This window comes from Collinsella aerofaciens, from assembly GCF_039836695.1.
In the GTDB taxonomy this organism is placed as follows: domain Bacteria; phylum Actinomycetota; class Coriobacteriia; order Coriobacteriales; family Coriobacteriaceae; genus Collinsella; species Collinsella aerofaciens_BD.
Map to the genome: position 1 here is coordinate 1 of NZ_JBDPAC010000023.1, position 19,532 is coordinate 19,532.

Annotated in this window: 16 protein-coding genes and 1 tRNA gene; 1 reads left to right on the top strand and 16 read right to left on the bottom strand. The window is 60.2% G+C overall.

The genetic code is table 11. The features are described 5' to 3' along the window. Positions 1 to 43: 43 nt before the first annotated feature. Positions 44 to 117, bottom strand: a tRNA-Gln gene (locus tag ABG996_RS09210). Positions 118 to 393: 276 nt separating this feature from the next. On the opposite strand from ABG996_RS09210, the gene ABG996_RS09215 reads away from it, so the two are divergent. Continuing rightward, a complete protein-coding gene (locus ABG996_RS09215) occupies positions 394 to 804 on the top strand; it encodes a hypothetical protein (RefSeq protein WP_006235322.1) in 411 nt (136 codons plus the stop codon). 196 nt (positions 805 to 1,000) lie between these two features. Here the strand turns inward: ABG996_RS09215 and ABG996_RS09220 are convergent, their stop codons facing one another. The 15 genes from ABG996_RS09220 to secA all read right to left on the bottom strand — a co-directional run bounded on the left by ABG996_RS09220 (position 1,001) and on the right by secA (position 19,478). Beyond that, a complete protein-coding gene (locus tag ABG996_RS09220; RefSeq protein WP_347479471.1) occupies positions 1,001 to 1,360 on the bottom strand; it encodes an arsenate reductase family protein in 360 nt (119 codons plus the stop codon). Between the two features lie 92 nt (positions 1,361 to 1,452). Beyond that, positions 1,453 to 2,505 carry a MupG family TIM beta-alpha barrel fold protein gene (locus ABG996_RS09225; RefSeq protein ID WP_347479469.1) on the bottom strand — a complete coding sequence of 351 codons (1,053 nt, stop codon included), beginning with the start codon at positions 2,503 to 2,505 and terminating at the stop codon, positions 1,453 to 1,455. A 117-nt stretch (positions 2,506 to 2,622) separates the two neighbouring features. Further along, on the bottom strand, positions 2,623 to 4,053 hold the full coding sequence (locus ABG996_RS09230) for a PTS transporter subunit EIIC (RefSeq protein ID WP_195625107.1): 1,431 nt from the start codon (positions 4,051 to 4,053) through the stop codon (positions 2,623 to 2,625). A gap of 57 nt (positions 4,054 to 4,110) precedes the next feature. Then, positions 4,111 to 5,034 carry an N-acetylmuramic acid 6-phosphate etherase gene (murQ, locus tag ABG996_RS09235; protein WP_347479467.1) on the bottom strand — a complete coding sequence of 308 codons (924 nt, stop codon included), beginning with the start codon at positions 5,032 to 5,034 and terminating at the stop codon, positions 4,111 to 4,113. A 10-nt stretch (positions 5,035 to 5,044) separates the two neighbouring features. Then, positions 5,045 to 5,896 (bottom strand): MurR/RpiR family transcriptional regulator, encoded by an 852-nt coding sequence (locus tag ABG996_RS09240; protein WP_055310345.1) that lies wholly within the window; start codon positions 5,894 to 5,896, stop codon positions 5,045 to 5,047. 204 nt (positions 5,897 to 6,100) lie between these two features. Further along, positions 6,101 to 6,682, bottom strand: coding sequence for a VanZ family protein (locus tag ABG996_RS09245; protein WP_346979660.1), 582 nt, complete (start codon positions 6,680 to 6,682; stop codon positions 6,101 to 6,103). Between the two features lie 104 nt (positions 6,683 to 6,786). Continuing rightward, positions 6,787 to 7,392, bottom strand: a complete 606-nt coding sequence (locus ABG996_RS09250) for a recombinase family protein (RefSeq protein ID WP_195919687.1) — start codon at positions 7,390 to 7,392, stop codon at positions 6,787 to 6,789. 176 nt (positions 7,393 to 7,568) lie between these two features. After that, complete coding sequence (locus tag ABG996_RS09255) at positions 7,569 to 9,704, bottom strand: ribonuclease R family protein (protein ID WP_347479464.1); 2,136 nt, start codon at positions 9,702 to 9,704, stop codon at positions 7,569 to 7,571. 190 nt (positions 9,705 to 9,894) lie between these two features. Beyond that, complete coding sequence (gene ftsX / locus ABG996_RS09260) at positions 9,895 to 10,815, bottom strand: permease-like cell division protein FtsX (protein ID WP_117769462.1); 921 nt, start codon at positions 10,813 to 10,815, stop codon at positions 9,895 to 9,897. Further along, positions 10,802 to 12,022 carry a cell division ATP-binding protein FtsE gene (gene ftsE / locus ABG996_RS09265; protein WP_195621032.1) on the bottom strand — a complete coding sequence of 407 codons (1,221 nt, stop codon included), beginning with the start codon at positions 12,020 to 12,022 and terminating at the stop codon, positions 10,802 to 10,804. Before ftsE ends, ftsX begins: the two co-directional genes overlap by 14 nt. A 463-nt stretch (positions 12,023 to 12,485) precedes the next feature. After that, positions 12,486 to 13,427: a transketolase family protein gene (locus ABG996_RS09270; RefSeq protein WP_347479461.1), complete on the bottom strand. Its 942-nt coding sequence runs from the start codon at positions 13,425 to 13,427 to the stop codon at positions 12,486 to 12,488. A 1-nt stretch (position 13,428) separates the two neighbouring features. Further along, positions 13,429 to 14,259, bottom strand: a complete 831-nt coding sequence (locus ABG996_RS09275; protein WP_035137416.1) for a transketolase — start codon at positions 14,257 to 14,259, stop codon at positions 13,429 to 13,431. A 207-nt stretch (positions 14,260 to 14,466) separates the two neighbouring features. Beyond that, complete coding sequence (locus ABG996_RS09280) at positions 14,467 to 15,357, bottom strand: YitT family protein (RefSeq protein ID WP_006235307.1); 891 nt, start codon at positions 15,355 to 15,357, stop codon at positions 14,467 to 14,469. 165 nt (positions 15,358 to 15,522) lie between these two features. After that, complete coding sequence (prfB, locus tag ABG996_RS09285; protein ID WP_347479459.1) at positions 15,523 to 16,671, bottom strand: peptide chain release factor 2; 1,149 nt, start codon at positions 16,669 to 16,671, stop codon at positions 15,523 to 15,525. Continuing rightward, positions 16,671 to 19,478 (bottom strand): preprotein translocase subunit SecA, encoded by a 2,808-nt coding sequence (gene secA / locus ABG996_RS09290; protein ID WP_347479457.1) that lies wholly within the window; start codon positions 19,476 to 19,478, stop codon positions 16,671 to 16,673. The genes prfB and secA overlap by 1 nt, the downstream gene beginning before the upstream one ends. Positions 19,479 to 19,532 lie beyond the last annotated feature (54 nt).

Consider the following 19,532-nt stretch of genomic DNA (forward strand, 5'->3'; position numbering starts at 1 on the left):
GTCCTAAACCGCTAGACGAACGGGCCATATGAAGCAAATGCAATGGCTGGGATGGAGGGAGTCGAACCCCCATTGACGGAACCAGAATCCGCTGTCCTGCCATTAGACGACATCCCAATGACTGCATCGCTGCGCTCGGCTGTGCCTTTGCGCAAGAAAGAAATATACGGGAAGTCTCGCCGTGACGCAAGCCCCAATTTTGACTTTTTTGAAATTCAGTCAAATTGGCCTAATTTAGTCCAACCCGTGAAGGACCTGTGAAGCCGACCGCTGTACACGAGGGGCAAAACGCCGCGAGCGGTAGCCGTCAACCGTTGGCAGATTCTACCGCGAAAACGATAGCACCAGGCAACACAATCGAAGTATCAATGATCGCGTAGATATCGAGGCGCCATGGACGAAGAGCTTGATTACCTATGGGAGACCCTGGGCCTCGAGATCACTGCCGACCTTTGGCCCGAACGGGACAAAATTCACCCCACGTTACGCCCCGCCATTACTGTGGTGCAGGCAAAATACCGCCGTGCATCCTTTTTGATCATGCGGATGTCATGGCACGCGGGACTACCCGACCTTAAGCGAATCCAGGCAAGTCTCGTCGAGCTGTCCGGCATGCCGACCGTCATATCCGAGGCGCACCTGGAACAGCGTCAGCGCGAGCGACTGCAACAGCAGCGGATTCCCTTTATCTGCCCTGGCGTTCAGGCATATCTGCCCTTTATGGACGAGGAGTACTGGAGTGGCAAGCCCAACAAGCACGTAAAAGTCTACGATCCGCACGAATGGGCACAGTTGGCGGACTGACTGGGGCAGGCCCGCCGGCGGAAAGTGCGTCCCAGATTTCAAGCTCGAACTGGTCCCCACTTTCCCGTCGAGCCCTCAACCGGAAACCGTGTCCCACAATCGAAGCTCCGAATGGGACGTGCTTTCCGCAACCGGCCACTTTGGGAAAGTGCATCCCATTCTGGAAGCGAATTCCGGGTCGCACTTTCCGCAGCCGCTACAGCAACGCCTCGGTCCAAGCCGCTTCTTTGAAGCCAGGAATCGCAAAGTCATCGCCCACCAGTAGCGGACGCTTAACAAGCATGCCGTCAGTCGCCAGCAGCTCGCAGCATTCCTGGTCCGTCATACCTGCATCCAGGCGAGCCTTCAGGCCCAGCTCTCGATATTTCATGCCCGACGAGTTAAAGAAGCGTCGCACCGGCAGCCCCGAACGAGCAATCCAGGTCGCAAGTTCATCGGCCGTGGGATTGTCCGTAACGATATCGCGGTCGATATACTCAACCCCATGTTCGTCCAACCAGGCCTTGGCCTTTTTACACGTCGAGCATTTGGGATATTCAACAAACAGTACGGTCATGGGAATCCTCCGAATGTAGATCGGCCAACGCAGGTACACACCATACGAGGCGCCTTCGCATGATGAGGCAATTGTAGCCCACGGGTCACACGCTAAACGAACCGTACCCCGAATCCGCGTTTGATGAACGGCAACAGCTCCATTGCCTCGGGCGTGATATGGCCCGCAACGTTCATGCGCTCGTCACCGGGAAGATCGACCCGCGCAATCTCAAGCTCGCCTTCGTAGCGCCCATATCCGCTATTACTCACAGCGATCGACCCCGCCTTTCGCGGCAGGCCGGCTCCGGCATCCGTCGGCACGGAATCCGGCTTAAGCTTCGTACGTGACTCCTGAGACCTAAAGATGAGGACACTCGAGTCGGGCCGGTCGTGATGAATCTGCCCGCGCACATAGGCATAACCGGGCTCAAGCTCGCATTGAAAATCCACGTATCCGGCGGAAACTTGAGCAAACTGCGCCCAGCCCGCATCGGATAGATCGGGGTCGCCGACCAACACAATGTCGCAATCGGCGCCATGTGCAAGCTCAAGCATATTGAGAGCAACCTTTGACGCGCGACCGCGCTGCGCCTCGACCGTCGGCAGTCCCTCGAATACCGGCCCGCGAACGTTAGCATCACCCGGCACAAAAGCCATGATTTCGAATCCAAGCGCCGCAAGACGAAGATTCGTCCGAGCAATGTCCTCCAGAGCTAAACCGGTATAAGGCTTGGGGTAAAAATTGTGGCAGGCGGCAAAACGAGTCACATCGGCACCAGCCTCACGCCACGATGCGATTTCATCAGAACTCACCGTCGATGCATTGACCACAATGTGAAATACACCGGACAGCTCCGCGACCCGCTGGGCGCTAAAGCCATAGTCCAAACGAAGGTATTCCAACCCCAGATCGCGCAGGTCCTCGATGCGCTCAAGCCCGAGCAAATCGCACGTGCGAGGCCCCACATCGGCAATGAGCGCAATGCCGCGGGCGGAAAGCAGCGACAGCACATGACGGACCTTATCGGCATACGCCGCTCCCCCATCCTCGGGAATATGCAGCGAGGTGAACGCATAGCGCGCACCCGCCGCGGCACCATGTTCAATCGTCCGCTCAATATCCTGCAGAGGGCTGGAAAGATAAATCGAAATACCCGTTTTCACGCTTCAACGCTCCTTTAAAAAAGGCCGGCGGAGCAGCTAGCCCCGCCGGCACAACCATAACATCAAGAAATCTGCCGCGCGCCGCGAACCCCGAGCAACACGGCTCGCGATATCAAACTACTCGCCAAAGAACTCGTTGATCTTCTGCTCGTCGACACCGAAGAACCACGTCAGGACAAAGCCGGCGGCATAGGCAAGCAGCATAGCGGCAACGTAGCCGAGCTGCTGGCCAGGAACGACGATCAGCAGGCCAAACAGACCGGAAACGCCCTGAGAAACCGTGCCGATGTGAAGCAGCGCCGCGAGCGCGCCGCCAAATCCGGCACCCAGGCAGGCCGTCACAAACGGACGAACGAGCGGCAGCGTAACAGCATACATCAGAGGCTCGCCCACACCCAGGATTCCAACGGGAATGGACTCTGCGACGTACTTCTTGAGCTTGGCGTTCTTGGTCTTAAAGTACAGCGCCAAACCGGCACCGACCTGGCCGCCGCCAGCCATCATAAGGATGGGAAGCAGGTAATTGATACCCTTGGTAGCGCCGTCGGGATCGTTGAGCATAGCGTGGATCGGCGTGAGCGCCTGATGCAGGCCGACGGACACCAGCGGCAAGAAGCCTGCCGACAGGATATAGCCGCCCAGGACGCCCAGCTTCTCGAAGATAAAGGTCAAAACGCTAAAGATGGCAGTCGTCAGCCATGCGCCAACCGGCTGGATGACGAGCATCAGAGCAAAGGCGCCGATGATGAGCACCAGCAGCGGGGACAAGAACGTGTCGAGTGCGTTGGGCATAACCTTGCGAATCTGACGCTCCATCCAGGCAAAAAATGCGCCAGCGATGAGAGCCGCGATCATGCCGCCCGCTGCGGGGTTGTACTGCGCACTGGTGAGCGGCAGCAGAATGGCAGTGGCAGGATCAGCCGCGCCAGGCGCAAGCAGGGGCATGGCACTGTTGGCGATACACATCATGCCGGCGATGCCGCCCAGCGCAGCGGAGCCACCAAACTCACGTGCCGCGTTATAGCCCACCAAGATGGGCAGATAGGCAAACAGGGCCCAGCCCATGGAACGAATGCCCTGGTACCACCACTCGCCTGCAAGCGCGCCTGCCGTCGAGACGTTAATGACGTTGCAGATACCGTTGATGAGGCCAGCCGCAATGATGCCGGGAAGCAGGGCGACGAAGACATTGGAAATCTTCTTGAGGAAGGCCTGAACCGGCTTAGACTCGTACTTGGCCTTCTGCGCGGCCTTGTTTGTGGCCGCAGCGTCAACCACGCTCTCGTCGGCAACGCCTTTCGCAAGGCCAGTGAGCTTGGAGAACTCCTCGAGCACCTTATTCACCTTGCCCGGACCCAGCACGATCTGCATCGTGTCGTCCTCGACCAGGCCCATCACGCCGTCGAGTGCCTTAATGCCCTCCGTGTCGACGTTGCCCGCGTCTTTGACGGTCACGCGCAGGCGCGTCATGCACGCCGCGTTTGCCAGCACGTTGTCTTTACCGCCCAAAAGGTCCAGCAGCTTTTGGGCCAGCTCTTTGTTCGTCATAACTCCTCCTTGTATTGGGTATCTCGTCTGGATGTCATATCAGCTCGCGCCGCGCACCTATTGAGCATCGGCATTGCTTTTCTCATGGCCACTCACCGCAGCACGGACATGGCCTCGCGCCCGCTCAAGAGCTACCGTAGCCTGCTCGGCATCGCAGTCCAGCAGTATCGAGACAATAGCGGTTTTTACGTGGCCGCCGGCATCTGCAAGCGCCTGAACAGCGCGCTCGCGCGTGCAGCCGGTCGCCTCCATCACGATGTTCTGCCCGCGCACCACCAGCTTCTCGTTCGTCTGCTGCACATCGACCATCAGGTTTTGGTATACCTTGCCGATCTTGACCATGGCACCGGTCGAAATCATGTTGAGAATGAGCTTTTGAACCGTTCCCGCCTTGAGCCTCGTTGAGCCGGTCAGCACCTCGGGACCGGGCACGGGCTCAATGGCAAGATCTGCGCTCTCCCCGATCTTCGACCCTTGGTTGCAGGCAATTGCAATGGTCTTGCACCCAGTTGCCTTGGCGTACACAAGTCCGCCCACCACATAAGGAGTACGGCCGCTTGCCGCCAGGCCAACGACAAGATCCTTGTCCGAGAGCCCACGCTCCCGCAGGTCGCTCGCGCCAAGCTCCTCGCTGTCTTCGGCACCTTCGACAGCCTTGATAAACGCCGTCTCGCCTCCGGCAATGAGCCCGACAATCAGATCGGGTGACACGCCAAACGTGGGCGGACACTCCGAAGCGTCGAGTACGCCCAGACGACCGCTGGTGCCTGCGCCCATGTAAAAGACGCGCCCTCCGCGCTCGAGTGTCTCAGCAGCCCAGTCGATTGCTGTGGCAACCTGGGGCAACACTTTCGTGACCGACTGGACGGCACGAAGATCCTCATCGTTCATCGTCGTGACGATTTGCAGCGATGTCATCGTATCGAGGTCCATTGACCTTTGATTACGCTGTTCGGTCGTGAATTTTGTTAAATCGAGCATTTCATTCACCTCATCTTTCCTGTTTCTCGATGTAGTTTTGCTTAATGACATGCGTCGCCCGTTCGTAGTCGCTGGCAACGTAAGCAGCGTACAGGGCATCGACAACCATAAGCTGGGCCATACGCGAAGCCATGGCACCGCTGCGGACCAAGGGTTCACTCGCAGCGACGCCGAGCACGGCATCGGCCATGGTGGCAAGCTTGGATGATCCATCTACTTTGGTAACGGCCACAACGGGACAGTTGTGACGTTGAGCCTCGGCGGTGCAGTCCAGCACCTCTTGCGTCAAGCCCGAGTAGCTAAAGGCGATTGCCATATCGCCCTCATGCATGTTCTTGGCACATAAGAGCTGATCATGCCAGTCGTCGTACAGATGGCACTCTTTGTCGACACGCATGAGCTTTTGCGCCAGGTCGTGCGCGACCAAACGAGAAGCACCAATACCGAACAGATTGACCGCGCGTGCCCGCTTAAGACGGGCCGCGCATCGCTCCAAGACGGTGTAATCGAGCGTTCGCGCCGTCGCCTCGATCGTGCGCACGTTGCTTTTCATCACCTTCCCCACGATGCGTTCGACGCTGTCATCCATGGAGATGTCCTCGAGGGCTACGTCTTTCTTGTCACCTAAGAGCGCCAGCTCGGCAATCAGTTCGCGCTGGAACTCCTTGTAGCCCGCAAAACCCAAACGCTTGCAAAAGCGCAAAATGCTCGAGGGCGAGGAGAACGTGACATCGGCAAGACCGCGGACGGACAGCCCGACCACCTCGTGCGGATGAGCGCTTACATATGCGATGACATTGCGTTCCGCCGGGCTCGCGCTGAGCTCACGCTCGCGAAGCCGCAAAAGCAATCCGTTTGCCATCTCAAACACCTCCGTTGAGAAGAATTAAAGACCAACGAACGATTCGTACCGGATACAAACAGCTTTTGCGGTACATTGTGCCGCATCGTGGCGCACAAAGGGCGAGCGTTCTACCGCTCGCCCCTCAAATCCGACCGCTCGGAAATACGCGCGACACAAAATAATTCAACAAGGTCGCATTATCAGAAACGGGTTTGTTACCGGCTAGCGCCTCGCATGGGCGCCGATCGGCCGAGTCGCATGGCGCACCAACGCCGCCGCCAGCAATACCGACAGCATGGCGGTGACATAGCCCGCAGCGTCGAATCCTAAATCGATAACGTCGAAATGCCTTCCGGGAACAAAGATCTTATGCACCTGATCGCCAACGGAGCAGGCGGCGCAAAAGAGCAATACGGGCACGCAACGGGAGCATACGCTCCACGGACGCCTGGAAAAGCAAACCACGACCACGGAGGCGAACAATCCGACGAAGAAAAACTCTACGGTATGGGCAACGCGACGGACGTTTGTGCCCACCCACATGCGAATGGAAGCAAGTCGGCCAGACCGGACATTCGAGGCAGCCGAATCGGTGCCCCCGGTCATTCCGTTCTCCGCCTGAGCTTCACCCGTGGCATCGACAGCCTGAACGCCCGTAGCCTGACCCTCCACCACACGCGCGGTGGACTCGCTCAGCAACGACGTCTCCACCGCATTTTGCTCCGTCAGCACCCAGATGCCCGCCAGCGTTGCAGCGAACAGAACGATCGCGGTCCATCCGATTATTTGTTTTACGCGCGCCAAGGGTCAACCTCCTTTTTTGAATATCAGCGAGTGTAGCCCCAAATGGCATCGTCACCGTATCAAAATTTGAATCGCAACAGGAAGCGACAAAGCGACGCAAAACCCTACCCCGCCTCGCGCATCCAGCGATCGAACGTCCCCACGCACACGCCCAGGCACTTTGCTGCCTGGCTGCGGGTAATATCGCCCGCCTCATAGCTATCGCGCACCAGCTCAAACTGAGGAGGGCATGGCTTGCGAGGTCGACCGAAACGGACCCCTCGCGCCCGCGCCGCTGCAATCCCCTCCGCCTGGCGCCGATGGATATTCTCTCGCTCCACCTGCGCCACGTAGCTCAGCAGCTGCAGCACAATATCAGCAATCAGGGTGTTAGTCACATCCGGCGCGCCGCTGGCCCTGGCGCGCGTGTCAAGCAATGGCATATCCAACACCACAATGGCAACCCCGAGCACCTTGGTAATGCGTCGCCATTCCTCAAGAATCTCGGAGTAATTACGGCCAAGTCGGTCGATAGAAAGCACCACCAGCACGTCCCCGTCTCCCAGGACGTGCAGCAGCTCGCGATAACGCGGTCGATCGAAGTCCTTGCCGCTCGCATGGTCGGCATAAATATTCGCCGAGCCCACGCCATAGGCGCCCAGCGCATCCAGCTGCCGATTAAGATTCTGATCGCGCGAACTCACCCGCGCATAACCGTACACCGTCGCCATCTCATCCCCGCTTTCTTGTAAACCTGCCAAAAGGGACAGGTTTATTTTGGTAGGTTTTACCTCTCAAATAGCAGGTAAGCGGGCGGCCGAGCAGACGGCAAGGTAGCCACGATTCAAATGCGAAGGGCGGTCCCGAAAGGCCGCCCTCCGCTCCCCCACCATGAGTCGGGATTTGGCTAATGGATAAGCTTAAAGTCCAAGTGCCCACGCGTGGTATTGACGCGCGAGACCTCGATAATCACGCGCTGCCCCAGCTCGTAACGGGTGCCCGTATCGGCACCTGTGAGCGTGAGCGCGTCCTCGTCGAACTCGAACCACTCGTTGCCCAGACTCTTGATCGAAACCAAGCCTTCGACCTGCGTTAGGTCCAAGCGCACAAAAAGGCCCATGCTGCTAACCCACGAGACGGTTCCGGCATAGCGCTCGCCCAGACGGTCCTCATAGTACTGGGCAATCTTGATCTTTTGCGTCGCATGGCTGGCGGCATCTGCCGCGCGCTCGGCATCGCTGCATGCGCGGCAGATCTGCGGCAGAATGCGCGGCAGCGACTCGCGCCCCTTGCCGATCAGCCGCAGCGTACGGACCAAGGCGTCCTTGCCGCCGAGCTGCTCATAGGCCAACTGCAGTTTGAGCACGCGGTGCACCACCAGATCGGGGTAGCGACGGATGGGACTCGTAAAGTGACAGTAGCACGGCGCGGCGAGCGCAAAGTGGCCCTCGTTGCGCGGCTTGTACAGCGCGCGCTGCATGCTGCGCAGAAGCAGCGTGTTAACGAGCGGTGCGTTGGCCGTACCGGCGGCAGCATCAACTGCAGCCTGCAGCTCATCGGGGCTCCCCAGGGCAATACCGGCAGCACGGCGATCGTCGATGATGCCTAACTGCGCCAGCGCAACGGCGGCACCGTGCAGGCTATCGGGGCTCGGATCCTCATGCACGCGATAGCAGGCCTCGATATCACGGTCTGCCAGCCACTCTGCAACGCACTCGTTGGCGAGCAGCATGGCTTCCTCGATAAGCGACGTGGCACACGAACGCTCACGCGCCACAATCTGCACGGGTACTCCGTCCTCACCCAACAGAGCGCGAATCTCGGCCGTGTCAAAATCGACTGAGCCGCGGGCGCGACGGATACGACGGCGGAGTTCGGCGAGTTCGTTGGCGGCGACAAGGAAATCGCCGAGGTCGACGTTGTAGCCGCGGGCGGCCTCCTCGCACGCAAGACCGCGCTCAAGCGCTTCCTCGCGCGAGGTCTCGGCAGCCGCAACATCCTCGGCCGCACCCTCCAGCACCGAATACTCCACCGCGCCGGCACGTACCAGCAGCGCCTCGGCGCCGTCATAGTCCATACGCACACGCGAGCGAATCACGCTGGGATACGAATCGTAATGCCGCACGCGACCCTGCGCATCGAGCTCGATATCGACGGTAAACGCAAGACGGTCCTCGTCAGGGCGAAGCGAGCACAGGTCACAGGACAGGCGTTTGGGCAGCATGGGAAGCACGCGATCGGCCAGATACACCGATGTCGTACGATGGCGAGCCTCAAGATCGATATGCCCGTCCCAAGCCACATAGTGTGAAACGTCGGCGATATGCACACCCAGCTTGTAGCCACCCTCGGGCGTGCGCTCCAGCGAAATGGCGTCGTCAAAGTCGCGCGCGTCGACTGGGTCGATCGTGATGACAAAGCGGTCGCGCAGATCGCGGCGGAGCGGGTCCTTAAGCGCCGCGGACACATCGAGCGAAAGCCCCTCGGCCTCGTCCAGCGCGGCCTCGGGATAGCTATCGGTATAGCCGTAACGCGCCATCACATATTGAACGCCCAAATCGGGCGCGTCATCTCCGCCAATGCGGCGTTCGATCGTCACGGTACCCGATTCCAGGCGCGTCGGGTAGGTCAAAATGCGCGCGACAACAGCATCACCCGGGTGGACACCCAGACGATCCGCCGAGGTATCCTCGGGCAGAATGAAGAAGTCGGCCTTCAGACGCGAATCGAGCGGCTCGATCACACCGAGCGGACCGGCGGTCTGGTACGTGCCCACCACGCTTATGGCTGCACGCTCAACCACGCTTTCGATCACGGCGCGCCGCTCACCGTGCGGGCTGTTCTTAATGCTCACGGCAACGGTATCGCCATCCATGATCTCGCGCTTACCGCGGCCCATGACCTTGTAGTCGCCGTTTTCGGTTACAACGTAGGCGCTATGCTCATGGAGCTGCACGCGCCCGGTCAGGCTCGGACGGCGTTCGCTGCGCACCGGCCCGCGCCGATTGCGAGCTCCACGCTTATGCTTGTTATTGCGCCCCATGGCGCCTCCTAACTATCGATTGCCGTTTACATCCCAAGAGTCTACCCAAATGATCCCTAGGGGATGAAGGAAAACGGATCACATAGATAGACCAGCGCTACGATGATTCGTTTCCTTCGTCCCCTAGGGATCAAAAAACGGGCCGCCCCATAAGAGACGACCCGTTGGAAGGGGTGAATTCCAGGCATGCTTACACGCGCAGGTAGCGGCGCATGGCGATGGCAGAACCAAAGAGACCGATAATCACGCCGACCAGAATCAGCGCAGCATAGGTCACCAGGTAGTACTGCATCGGCAGGGCAAACGACATCCAGCCGATGCTCTCCTGCAGACGCGGAATCATCAAATTGCGCAGCAGCTCCAGAACGCCGATGGAAAGCAGCGAGCCCAAAATGGCCTGCAGCACGCCCTCGGTGATAAACGGGCCACGAATGAAGCCGTTGCTGGCGCCGACCAGACGCATAATCGCAATCTCACGACGACGCGCCGTGATGGACAGGCGAATCGTGTTGTTGATGAAGATGAATGCGATAAAGGTCAGAAGACCAACGAGCACCACGGCGGCGATGCGGATGTAGTTGGTCACCTGGAACAGGCGGCTCACTTCCTCCTGGCCGTACAGCACGCTCGCGTTGACGTCGCCGTCATCCGCGATCTTCTGGAAATCGGCATCCTTCTTGAGCTTCTTTGCCGTGCTCTCGACCTTGGACGGATCGTCCATCTCAATAGCGAAGGAAGCCGGCAGCGGGTTCTGGCCATCGAGCGCGCTCATGGTGGCGTCGGCGTTGCCCGACATCTTGCTCGTATACTCGGCCAGCGCGTCGTCCTTGTCCTTATAGGTCACGGACTTGACGTTATTCCACGTCTTAAGCTCGGCCTCAAAAGCCTGAACATCGGCCTGATCGGCGTCATCACTAATGAACGCGTTGATGACAACCTGATCCTCGACGGTGCCGATCACGGAGTTCAGCATCGCAGAGCCCATGATGAACAGGCCGATGATAAACAGCGAAAGGAAGATCGTGATGACGGCGCCGAGCGAGGTAGTCCAGTTACGGAAGAAGTGGCTGATTGCCTCTTTGAAGGAGTAGCCCACGTTAGTTGGTGCCATAGTTGCCGTAACCTCCCCTCTCCTGGTCGCGGATGACGTGGCCGCCCTCGAGGGCGATCACGCGACGGTGCATGCTATCGACCATCTCGCGGTCGTGCGTGGCGACGATCACGGTGGTGCCGGTGCGGTTAATACGCTCAAGCAGCTTCATGATGCCCAGCGAGATCGCCGGGTCGAGGTTGCCCGTGGGCTCGTCGCAGATCAGCAGCGGCGGACGGTTGACCATAGCACGGGCGACGGCAACGCGCTGCTGCTCGCCACCGGAAAGCTGGTCGGGCAGCGAGTCCATCTGATCGGCCAGACCGACCAGGCGCAGCACCTCGGGCACCTGGCTGCGAATGACGCCCTTGGGCTTGCCGATGCACTGCAGGGCAAACGCCACGTTTTCGTAGGCGGTCTTTTGCGGCAGAAGCTTAAAGTCCTGGAACACGGCGCCAATCTGGCGGCGCAGGAACGGAACCTTGCGGTTCTTGATCTTCATGAGGTCCTGACCGGCAACCAGGATGCGGCCGCTCGTCGGCTTGACGTCGCGGTTGAGCGTCGACAGCAGCGTGGTCTTACCCGAACCGGAGTGACCGACCAGGAAGACGAACTCGCCCGGATAGATCTCGATGTTGATGTCGTCGAGTGCAGGCTTGTTGGGCTGTGCCGGATAGATCTTGGTGACATGCTCCATAAGGATAACGGGCTCGACACCGGCCTGCTTGGCCATCTTCTTGCGGCTGGCCTGCGGATCGATGGGCGCAAACACCGACGTAAAATCGGGGTTGTTGAGCGCGTTATCGAGGCTTGCGACCTCGGCGGCCTGATCGCTCTCGACCACCGGGGCAGCAGGCTGAGTGGGGTCGGGAATAGCGGCAAAGAGACCGGACTGCGCAGGCTGAGGAGCCGGCGTCGCAGGGGCCAAGGGGTCGGGAATGCCGGCCATGGTAGGCTGCGGCGTGGCGGCACCAGCCTGAGGCTGCTCCACGCGAGCGGTCACGGCCTGAACGGGCTCAAAACCCGCCGTGCCGGAAAGCGCGACATCGCTGGTTGGATTGTAGGCAAAGGGATCGGATGCCGGCTGTGCCTGATCTACCGGCTGAGCGGGGGCCTGAGCAACAGGCTGGCCCTCTGAATCCGGAGTGGCGAAACGACTGCCCTGGACGCCTGCCTGCGTCTTGGGGGCATCATCGCCCGCACCGGAGGTACGGAAGTGGTTACCCACTGGTGCTCCTTATCGTCGTGCGTTTAAACTACATGAGCGCTTTGTATTTTAGCAGCATTAGCTTTGCTGCACATAAGAAGCATGGCGTGCTTAGGGATCCCGTCGGCCGGGCACAGGGCTCCTCCGTCCTGCGGAAAGATTTGGAGAGTAGCCCTGTACCCGGCCTGCGGTAACTAAGGGGTCGCTGCGTTTATCTTGAAGTGCTGCATATACAAAGTTGGAAGGGTCTGAATTGCACTTTGCCGATATATGCCCTTTTCCCTGATGGGACCGTGCTTGAAGGGCGTCTTCATAAGTTGCGGTGAAATAGGGACTGTTGAGCCTTTAAGCTGGCAAAACAGTCCTTATTTCACCGCAACTGAAACAGGGGCGCTCTCCAAGAGAGCGCCCCTGCCGGGTTTCCATAGTAATGGCGAAACAGTTTTATAGTTCTGGCGAAGCAGTCCTTGAGATCCGCCTTGCCTTATGCCAAGAACTCCTTGGTGGTCGCCACGATGTTGGCGGCGTCCAGACCGTACTTGTGCAGAAGCTCGGCACCCGGGCCGGACTCGCCGAAGGTGTCGTTGACGCCGATCTTCTTGAGCGGCGTCGGGCACTGCTCGCACAGGACGTCGGCAACGGCGCTGCCCAGGCCACCGATCACAGAGTGCTCCTCGACGGTCACGACGTGGCCGGTCTTGGTGGCGCTCTTGACGATCAGATCGGCATCGATGGGCTTGATGGTGTGCATGTTGATGACCTCGGCGTCGATGCCCTCGGCAGCGAGCTGCTCGGCGGCCTCGAGAGCCTCGCCGACCATCAGGCCGCAGGCGATGATGGTCACATCGGCGCCCTCGCGCATGACAATGCCGCGGCCCAACTCGAACTTGTAGGTCTCGGGGTCGTTGATAACCGGCGAGGCCAGACGGGCGAAGCGCATGTACACCGGACCGTCGCACTCGTAGGCGGCGCGCGTCACGGCGCGGGCCTCGACGTCGTCGGCCGGAACAATGACGGTCATGCCGGGGATAACGCGCATGAGGGCGATATCCTCGCAGCACTGGTGCGTGGCACCGTCCTCGCCCACCGAAATACCGGCGTGCGTGGCACCGATCTTAACGTTAAGGTGCGGATAGCCGATGGAGTTGCGGACCTGCTCAAAGGCGCGGCCGGCGGCAAACATGGCAAAGCTGCTCGCGAAGGCGACGCGGCCGGTGGTTGCGATACCGGCGGCAACACCCATCAGGTTGCTCTCGGCGATGCCCACATCGAAGAAGCGGTCGGGGCAGGCGGCCTTAAACTTGCCGGTCTGCGTGGCGGCGGCAAGGTCGGCGTCGAGGACCACAAAGTCATCGTGCTCGTTGGCGAGCTCGACGAGGGCCTCGCCGTAGCTTACGCGCGTGGCGATTTTCTTGACGTCTGCCATCCTAGAGCTCCTCTCCGGCGGCCGTGAGCTCTGCCATGGCCTGCTCAAACTGTTCATCGTTGGGGGCCTTGCCGTGCCAACCAACCTGGTTCTCCATAAAGGACACGCCCTTGCCCTTCAGGGTCTCGGCGATAATGGCGGTCGGCTGCCCCTTGGTGGCGCGAGCCTCGGCAAAGGCGGCGCGGATCTGGTCGAAGTCGTTGCCGTCGGCGAGCTCCACCACGTGGAACTTGAACGCGCGGAACTTGTCGGCGAGCGGCATGGGGTCGTTGACCTCCTCGACGGGGCCGTCGATCTGCAGGCCGTTGTGGTCGACGATCACGCAGAGGTTATCGAGCTGCTGGTTGCCGGCAAACATGGCTGCCTCCCAGACCTGGCCCTCCTCGCTCTCGCCATCGCCCAGCAGGGCGTACGTGCGGTAAGTATCGCCCCAGTGTTTGGCGGCAACGGCCATACCCACGGCGGCGGAGATACCCTGGCCGAGCGAGCCGGTGGACATGTCGACGCCCGGGGTGTCGTTCATGTTGGGATGACCCTGCAGGTGGCTACCGATGTGGCGCAGCGTCTCGAGGTCCTCTTTGGGGAAGAACCCGCGCTCGGCGAGCACGGCGTACAGGCCCGGAGCGCAGTGGCCCTTGGAAAGCACAAAGCGATCGCGGTCGGCCTTGCGGGGGTCGGCCGGGTCGACGTTCATTTCCTCAAAGTACAGATAGGTCATGATGTCGGCAGCGCCGAGCGAACCGCCCGGATGGCCGGACTTGGCAGCGTGCACGCCGGTGACGATGCCCTTCCTTACCTCGTTGGCAACCTTTTTGAGCTCTTCGTCGCTCATTGTGCCTTCCTTTCATCCTCTTTAGACAAGATGCGCACGGCACGGAAAGGTAGTCCCAACACAGCCGCAATGCACGTACGTCATTCATTATGCTGGAAACTGATGGCTTTACCAGAGTTTTTATCATTATTTGAACAATTTAGCAGGCAGAACCGCTGATGAAACGGTTTATCAATGTGAACGTCTTTTGGATGGAACGCGGTCGCCCTACGCGCTAATGTCCTTGAATCCCTCGCCGAAGGCTTCCGTAACGTCAGCGACCGTCACAATGGCGTGAGGATCGCGCTCGCGCACGATCGTCTTGAGGGTATTGAGCTCTCGACGGCTCACGATGACCATAATCACCGGCTTCTCGGCACCCGAATACATGCCAGTCGCCTTAAACTTGGTACAACCACGACCCAGACCATACATGATATCGGCAGCGATATCAGGAAACTTGTCCGAAATGATAAGTACCATACGGCGCTTGTTGCCACCATCGACCACGGCATCGATCACGTAGCCGCTAATGACCATCGAAAGGCCTGCATATAGTGCGTTTTCGATTGAAAAGACCGGAGCCGACAGCGCGCATACGGCAACATCGATTGCCATGACGGTCGAGCCCACCGGCAGCGAGGTGTTACGCGAGATGATTTGGCCAATCGTGTCCGAGCCGCCGGTGTTGGCGCCGGCGCGCAACACCATGCCGTAACCGATGCCCGTAATAATGCCGCCCCACATGGCAGGGAGCATCAGGTCCGCATCCGCCAGAGGTGCTACAAACGGGGCGAACAGATCGGTAAAGAAGCCCAGCAGCACAAAGCCCGTCGCGGTCTGCACCACGTAGAACATGCCGCCCTCGCGCATAACGACCAGCAGCAGCAAGGCATTCATCACGATGGTCTGGATACCGACGGGAAGCGACACGCCTCGCGCCGCGCCGACCGCCTGGATAATAGTCGCAAGGCCCGTAACGCCACCGGCAGCAAGGCCGTTGGGAATCAAAAACAGGTCGGTCGCGATGGCGGCCAAGGCACACCCCAACATGATCTGGGGCAAATCGTGAAAGAAGTTCATCGAAAGAATGCGCTTGATGTCCAGACGATATGCCATGCTGCCTCCCTCAAAAAAGCGCACCCAAACGGATGCGCTTTGAACTTCTTCTTGTATTCGATTCTACCGATTCGCCGAACAAAAACCACCCCTGCGCAGGGTTTATTCTGGATACAAACCCGTCCAACCGTTGGGCTTGGCATCGGCTTGAAGCCGCCCGATGTTTTAGACCTCCGAGCCTTCTGCATCGGCGTTGCCGGTGGCCCAGCGATGGTAGCCAATAACAAACGGGTCCAGGTCGCCATCGTCAAGAACGGCCTCGACATTGCTGGTCTCCACGCCCGTGCGTAGGTCCTTGACCATCTGGTACGGGTAGAGCACGTAGCTGCGAATCTGGTTGCCAAAACCGATCGTGGTCTTGGGTCCACGAATCTCATCCAGGGCCTCGGCGCGCTTCTCGAGCTCAATCTCGTACAGGCGAGCCTTGAGGATCTGCATGCACGCGGCCTTGTTCTGAATCTGGCTGCGCTCGTTTTGGCAGGTAACCACAATGCCGCTGGGGAAATGCGTCACGCGCACGGCGGAGTCGGTGGTGTTGACGCCCTGACCGCCCGGACCGCTCGCGTGGTACACGTCCACGCGGATGTCGTCGGGGTTGATCTCGATGTCGATATCATCGGGCAGTACGGGAATGACCTCGACGCCGGCAAACGTAGTCTGACGGCGCTTCTTATCATCGGTGGGGCTAATACGTACCAGGCGGTGCACACCAGCCTCGGCGCGCAGCATGCCAAAGGCATCCTTGCCCTCGACGGTAAAGGTCGCGCGATCAATGCCGATGATCTCGGCGGCTGGGCAGTCGTTAATCGTGACCTTCCAACCGCGGCGCTGGCAGTACTTCATGTACATCTTAAAGAGCATGAAGGTCCAGTCCTGCGCCTCCAGACCACCCTGTCCGGGCTTGATGGTCACAATGGCATCGCCGTGATCGAACTCACCGGTAAACCAGCTCGAAAGCTCAAGCTCATCGATGGCACGGGCCAGGCGCTCAGCCGTGGCTGCAGCCTCCTCGCGAAGGGCGGCGGCGTCGGGGTCATCCCCCATCTCCTCGGCAAGCTCCAGCGCGGCGCGGGCATCGGAAAGCTCGCCGCGCGCGGTGTCCACGGCAGCGATATCTTCCTTGGTGCGCGCAATCTCCTCCATGGTGGCACGGGCGGCGTCGGCGTCATCCCAAAAGCCAGGGGCAACACTTTTGGCCTCGAGCTCGGACACGCGGGTACGCTTCTCGTCCAGGTGGAGATATGACTCGACCTCACCGAGCCGGTCCGCAAACGCGTCCAGCTCGGCGGGCGTTACCTCTAAAGCCTCAGCCATTAACGATTCCTGCCGTGGCAGTACTTAAACTTCTTGCCGCTACCGCAGGGGCACGGGTCGTTGCGGCCCACGTTGACGTACGGATCGTCGCTCTCGGACTTGCGATAGGTGGTCACCTTGCCACCGTTGTTGACGGCAGCCGGACCACCCTGGACAGCCGTGCGGGCCTGCACCTGCGCCTGCTTGTGCAGCACCGAGTCGCCGTTGTCACCATCGACCTCGGCAGGGCCGGAGAAGCGCGCGCCCTCGAGCGCGGGCTCCTCCTTGTGCTCCACGGCACGCGGGGCAGCCTTGATCTCGATGCGCAGAACCGTGCGCAGGTAATCCTCATACATGGTATCGACGAGTATCTGGAACGCGCCGTAGGCCTCGGTCTTGTACTCAACCAGCGGGTCGCGCTGGCCAAAGCCGCGCAGGCCGATGCCGGTCTTGAGGTAGTCCATCTCCTGCAGGTAGTTCATCCAGCGGGTATCGATGACGCGCAGCATGACCTGGGTATTGAGCTCGCGCATCAGGTCCTCGCCCAGACGCTCGGCCTTCATGTTGTAGCACTTCTCAACATAGGCCAAGACATCGGCAGCCAGGGCTTCAAAGTCCTCGTCGGGGAACTTCGGCGTATCGATGTGGCCGGTGAGCTCCACAACCCACTTGCGCAGGCCCTCCAGGTCGCGCTCGCCCTCGTGGCTGTCCTTGGTGCAGAACTCCTGCACGCAGCGGTACACGGTATCGTGCATGACCTCGGTGATGTGGTCGGTCAGGTCCTTGCCGTCCAGAATCTTGTTGCGCTCGGCGTAGATGACCTGGCGCTGCTTGTTCATGACGTCGTCGTACTCAAGGACGCTCTTACGCATGGAGAAGTTGATGCTCTCGACCTTGTGCTGGGCGCTCTCGACGGCCTTGGAGATGATCTTGTGCTGAATGGGCATGTCGTCGCCCATGTCGGCCGTGACCATCATCTTGGAGACGCGGTCCATCTTGTCGCCGCCGAACAGGCGCATGAGGTCGTCCTCGAGCGACAGGTAGAACTGGGTCTCGCCCGGATCGCCCTGACGACCGGAGCGGCCGCGCAGCTGGTTGTCGATACGACGGGACTCGTGGCGCTCGGTTCCGATAACGGTCAGGCCGCCGGCGGCAAGCACGCGCTCGCGCTCGGCCTTGCAGGTCTCCTTGGCCTCGGCGTTAAACTGCTCGAGCTGCTCGGGCGTCACGTCCTCCATGGTCAGGCCCTCGTACTCAAGGCGCTCGCGCACCAGCTCGTCGGGGTTGCCGCCCAGCAGGATGTCGGTACCACGACCGGCCATGTTGGTGGCGATGGTCACGGCGCCGTAGCGTCCGGCCTGGGCAACGATGTGGGCCTCGCGTTCATGGTGCTTGGCGTTGAGGACCTCGTGTGCGATGCCGCGCTTGGTAAGGGCGGCGGACAGCTTCTCGGAGCTCTCGATGGAGACGGTGCCCACCAGGACCGGTTGACCCTTGGCGTGACGACGCTCAACGTCGTCGGCAACGGCGTTGTATTTAGCCTGAATGGTGCGGTACACCAGGTCCTCGTGGTCCACGCGCTGCACGGGCTTGTTGGAGGGGATGACCTCGACGGGCAGCTTGTAGATCTCGCGGAACTCAGCATCCTCGGTAAGTGCCGTGCCGGTCATGCCGGAGAGCTTGTCATACAGACGGAAGTAGTTCTGCAGGGTGATGGTGGCCAGGGTCTGGTTCTCCTCGCGTACGAGCACGCCCTCTTTGGCCTCGATGGCCTGGTGCAGGCCCTCGGAGTAACGGCGGCCTTCCATAATGCGGCCGGTGAACTCGTCGACGATCTTGACCTCGCCGTTGGTGACCACGTACTGCTTATCACGGTGGAACATGTACTGGGCCTTCAGCGCCTGCTGCAGGTGGTTGACCAGCTGGCCGGAGAGATCGGCATAGATGTCATCGATACCCAGGCGGCGCTCGATCTTCTTAAGACCGCGCTCGGTGGCGGCGATGGTGTGCTTGGCCTCGTCCATGACGTAGTCGCCCGTGGGTTCAACGTCCTCGGTGGCGGTGAGCATGTCGTGCGACACGTCCTCACCGCGCTCCAGGCCGCGCACGGCGCGCGCGAAGTCCTTGTAGGTGCTGGCGGACTTAGTGCCGGCGCCCGAGATAATGAGCGGCGTCCTGGCCTCATCGATCAGGATGGAGTCGACCTCGTCGACGATGGCGTAGTTGTGACCGCGCTGCACGCGCTGCTCGGGACGGGTGACCATGTTGTCGCGCAGGTAGTCGAAACCGAACTCGGAGTTGGTGCCATAGGTGACGTCTGCCTGGTAGGCCGGACGCTTGAGCTCGAGCGGCATGTTGTTCTGGAGCAGACCGACGGTCATGCCCAGGTACTTGTAGATGCGGCCCATCCACTCGGAGTCGCGCTTTGCCAGGTAATCGTTGACGGTAACGACATGCACGCCCTTGCCGACGATAGCGTTGAGGTAGCCGGACAAGGTGGAGACGAGCGTCTTGCCCTCGCCGGTCTTCATCTCGGCAATATGACCCTCATGAAGCGCCATGGCGCCGATGAGCTGTACGTCAAAGTGGCGCATGCCCGTGATGCGCTTGGAAGCCTCGCGCACGGTGGCAAAGGCCTCGGGAAGCATGTCGTCGAGCGACTCGCCGTTGGCGTAACGCTCGCGAAACTTATCGGTCTGGGCGCGGAGTTCCTCCTCGGTCATCTTCTCAAACTGGGGCTCAAGACCGTTGATCTGGTCGACGATCTTGTAGTAGCGCTTAAGGTCCTTATCGGATCCAAAGGACAGCAGCTTTGACATGAATCCCATGTGGTTTTCCTTTTTGGCCATCGCCCACGCCGTGCAGCTGCGGGCGAGTTAAAC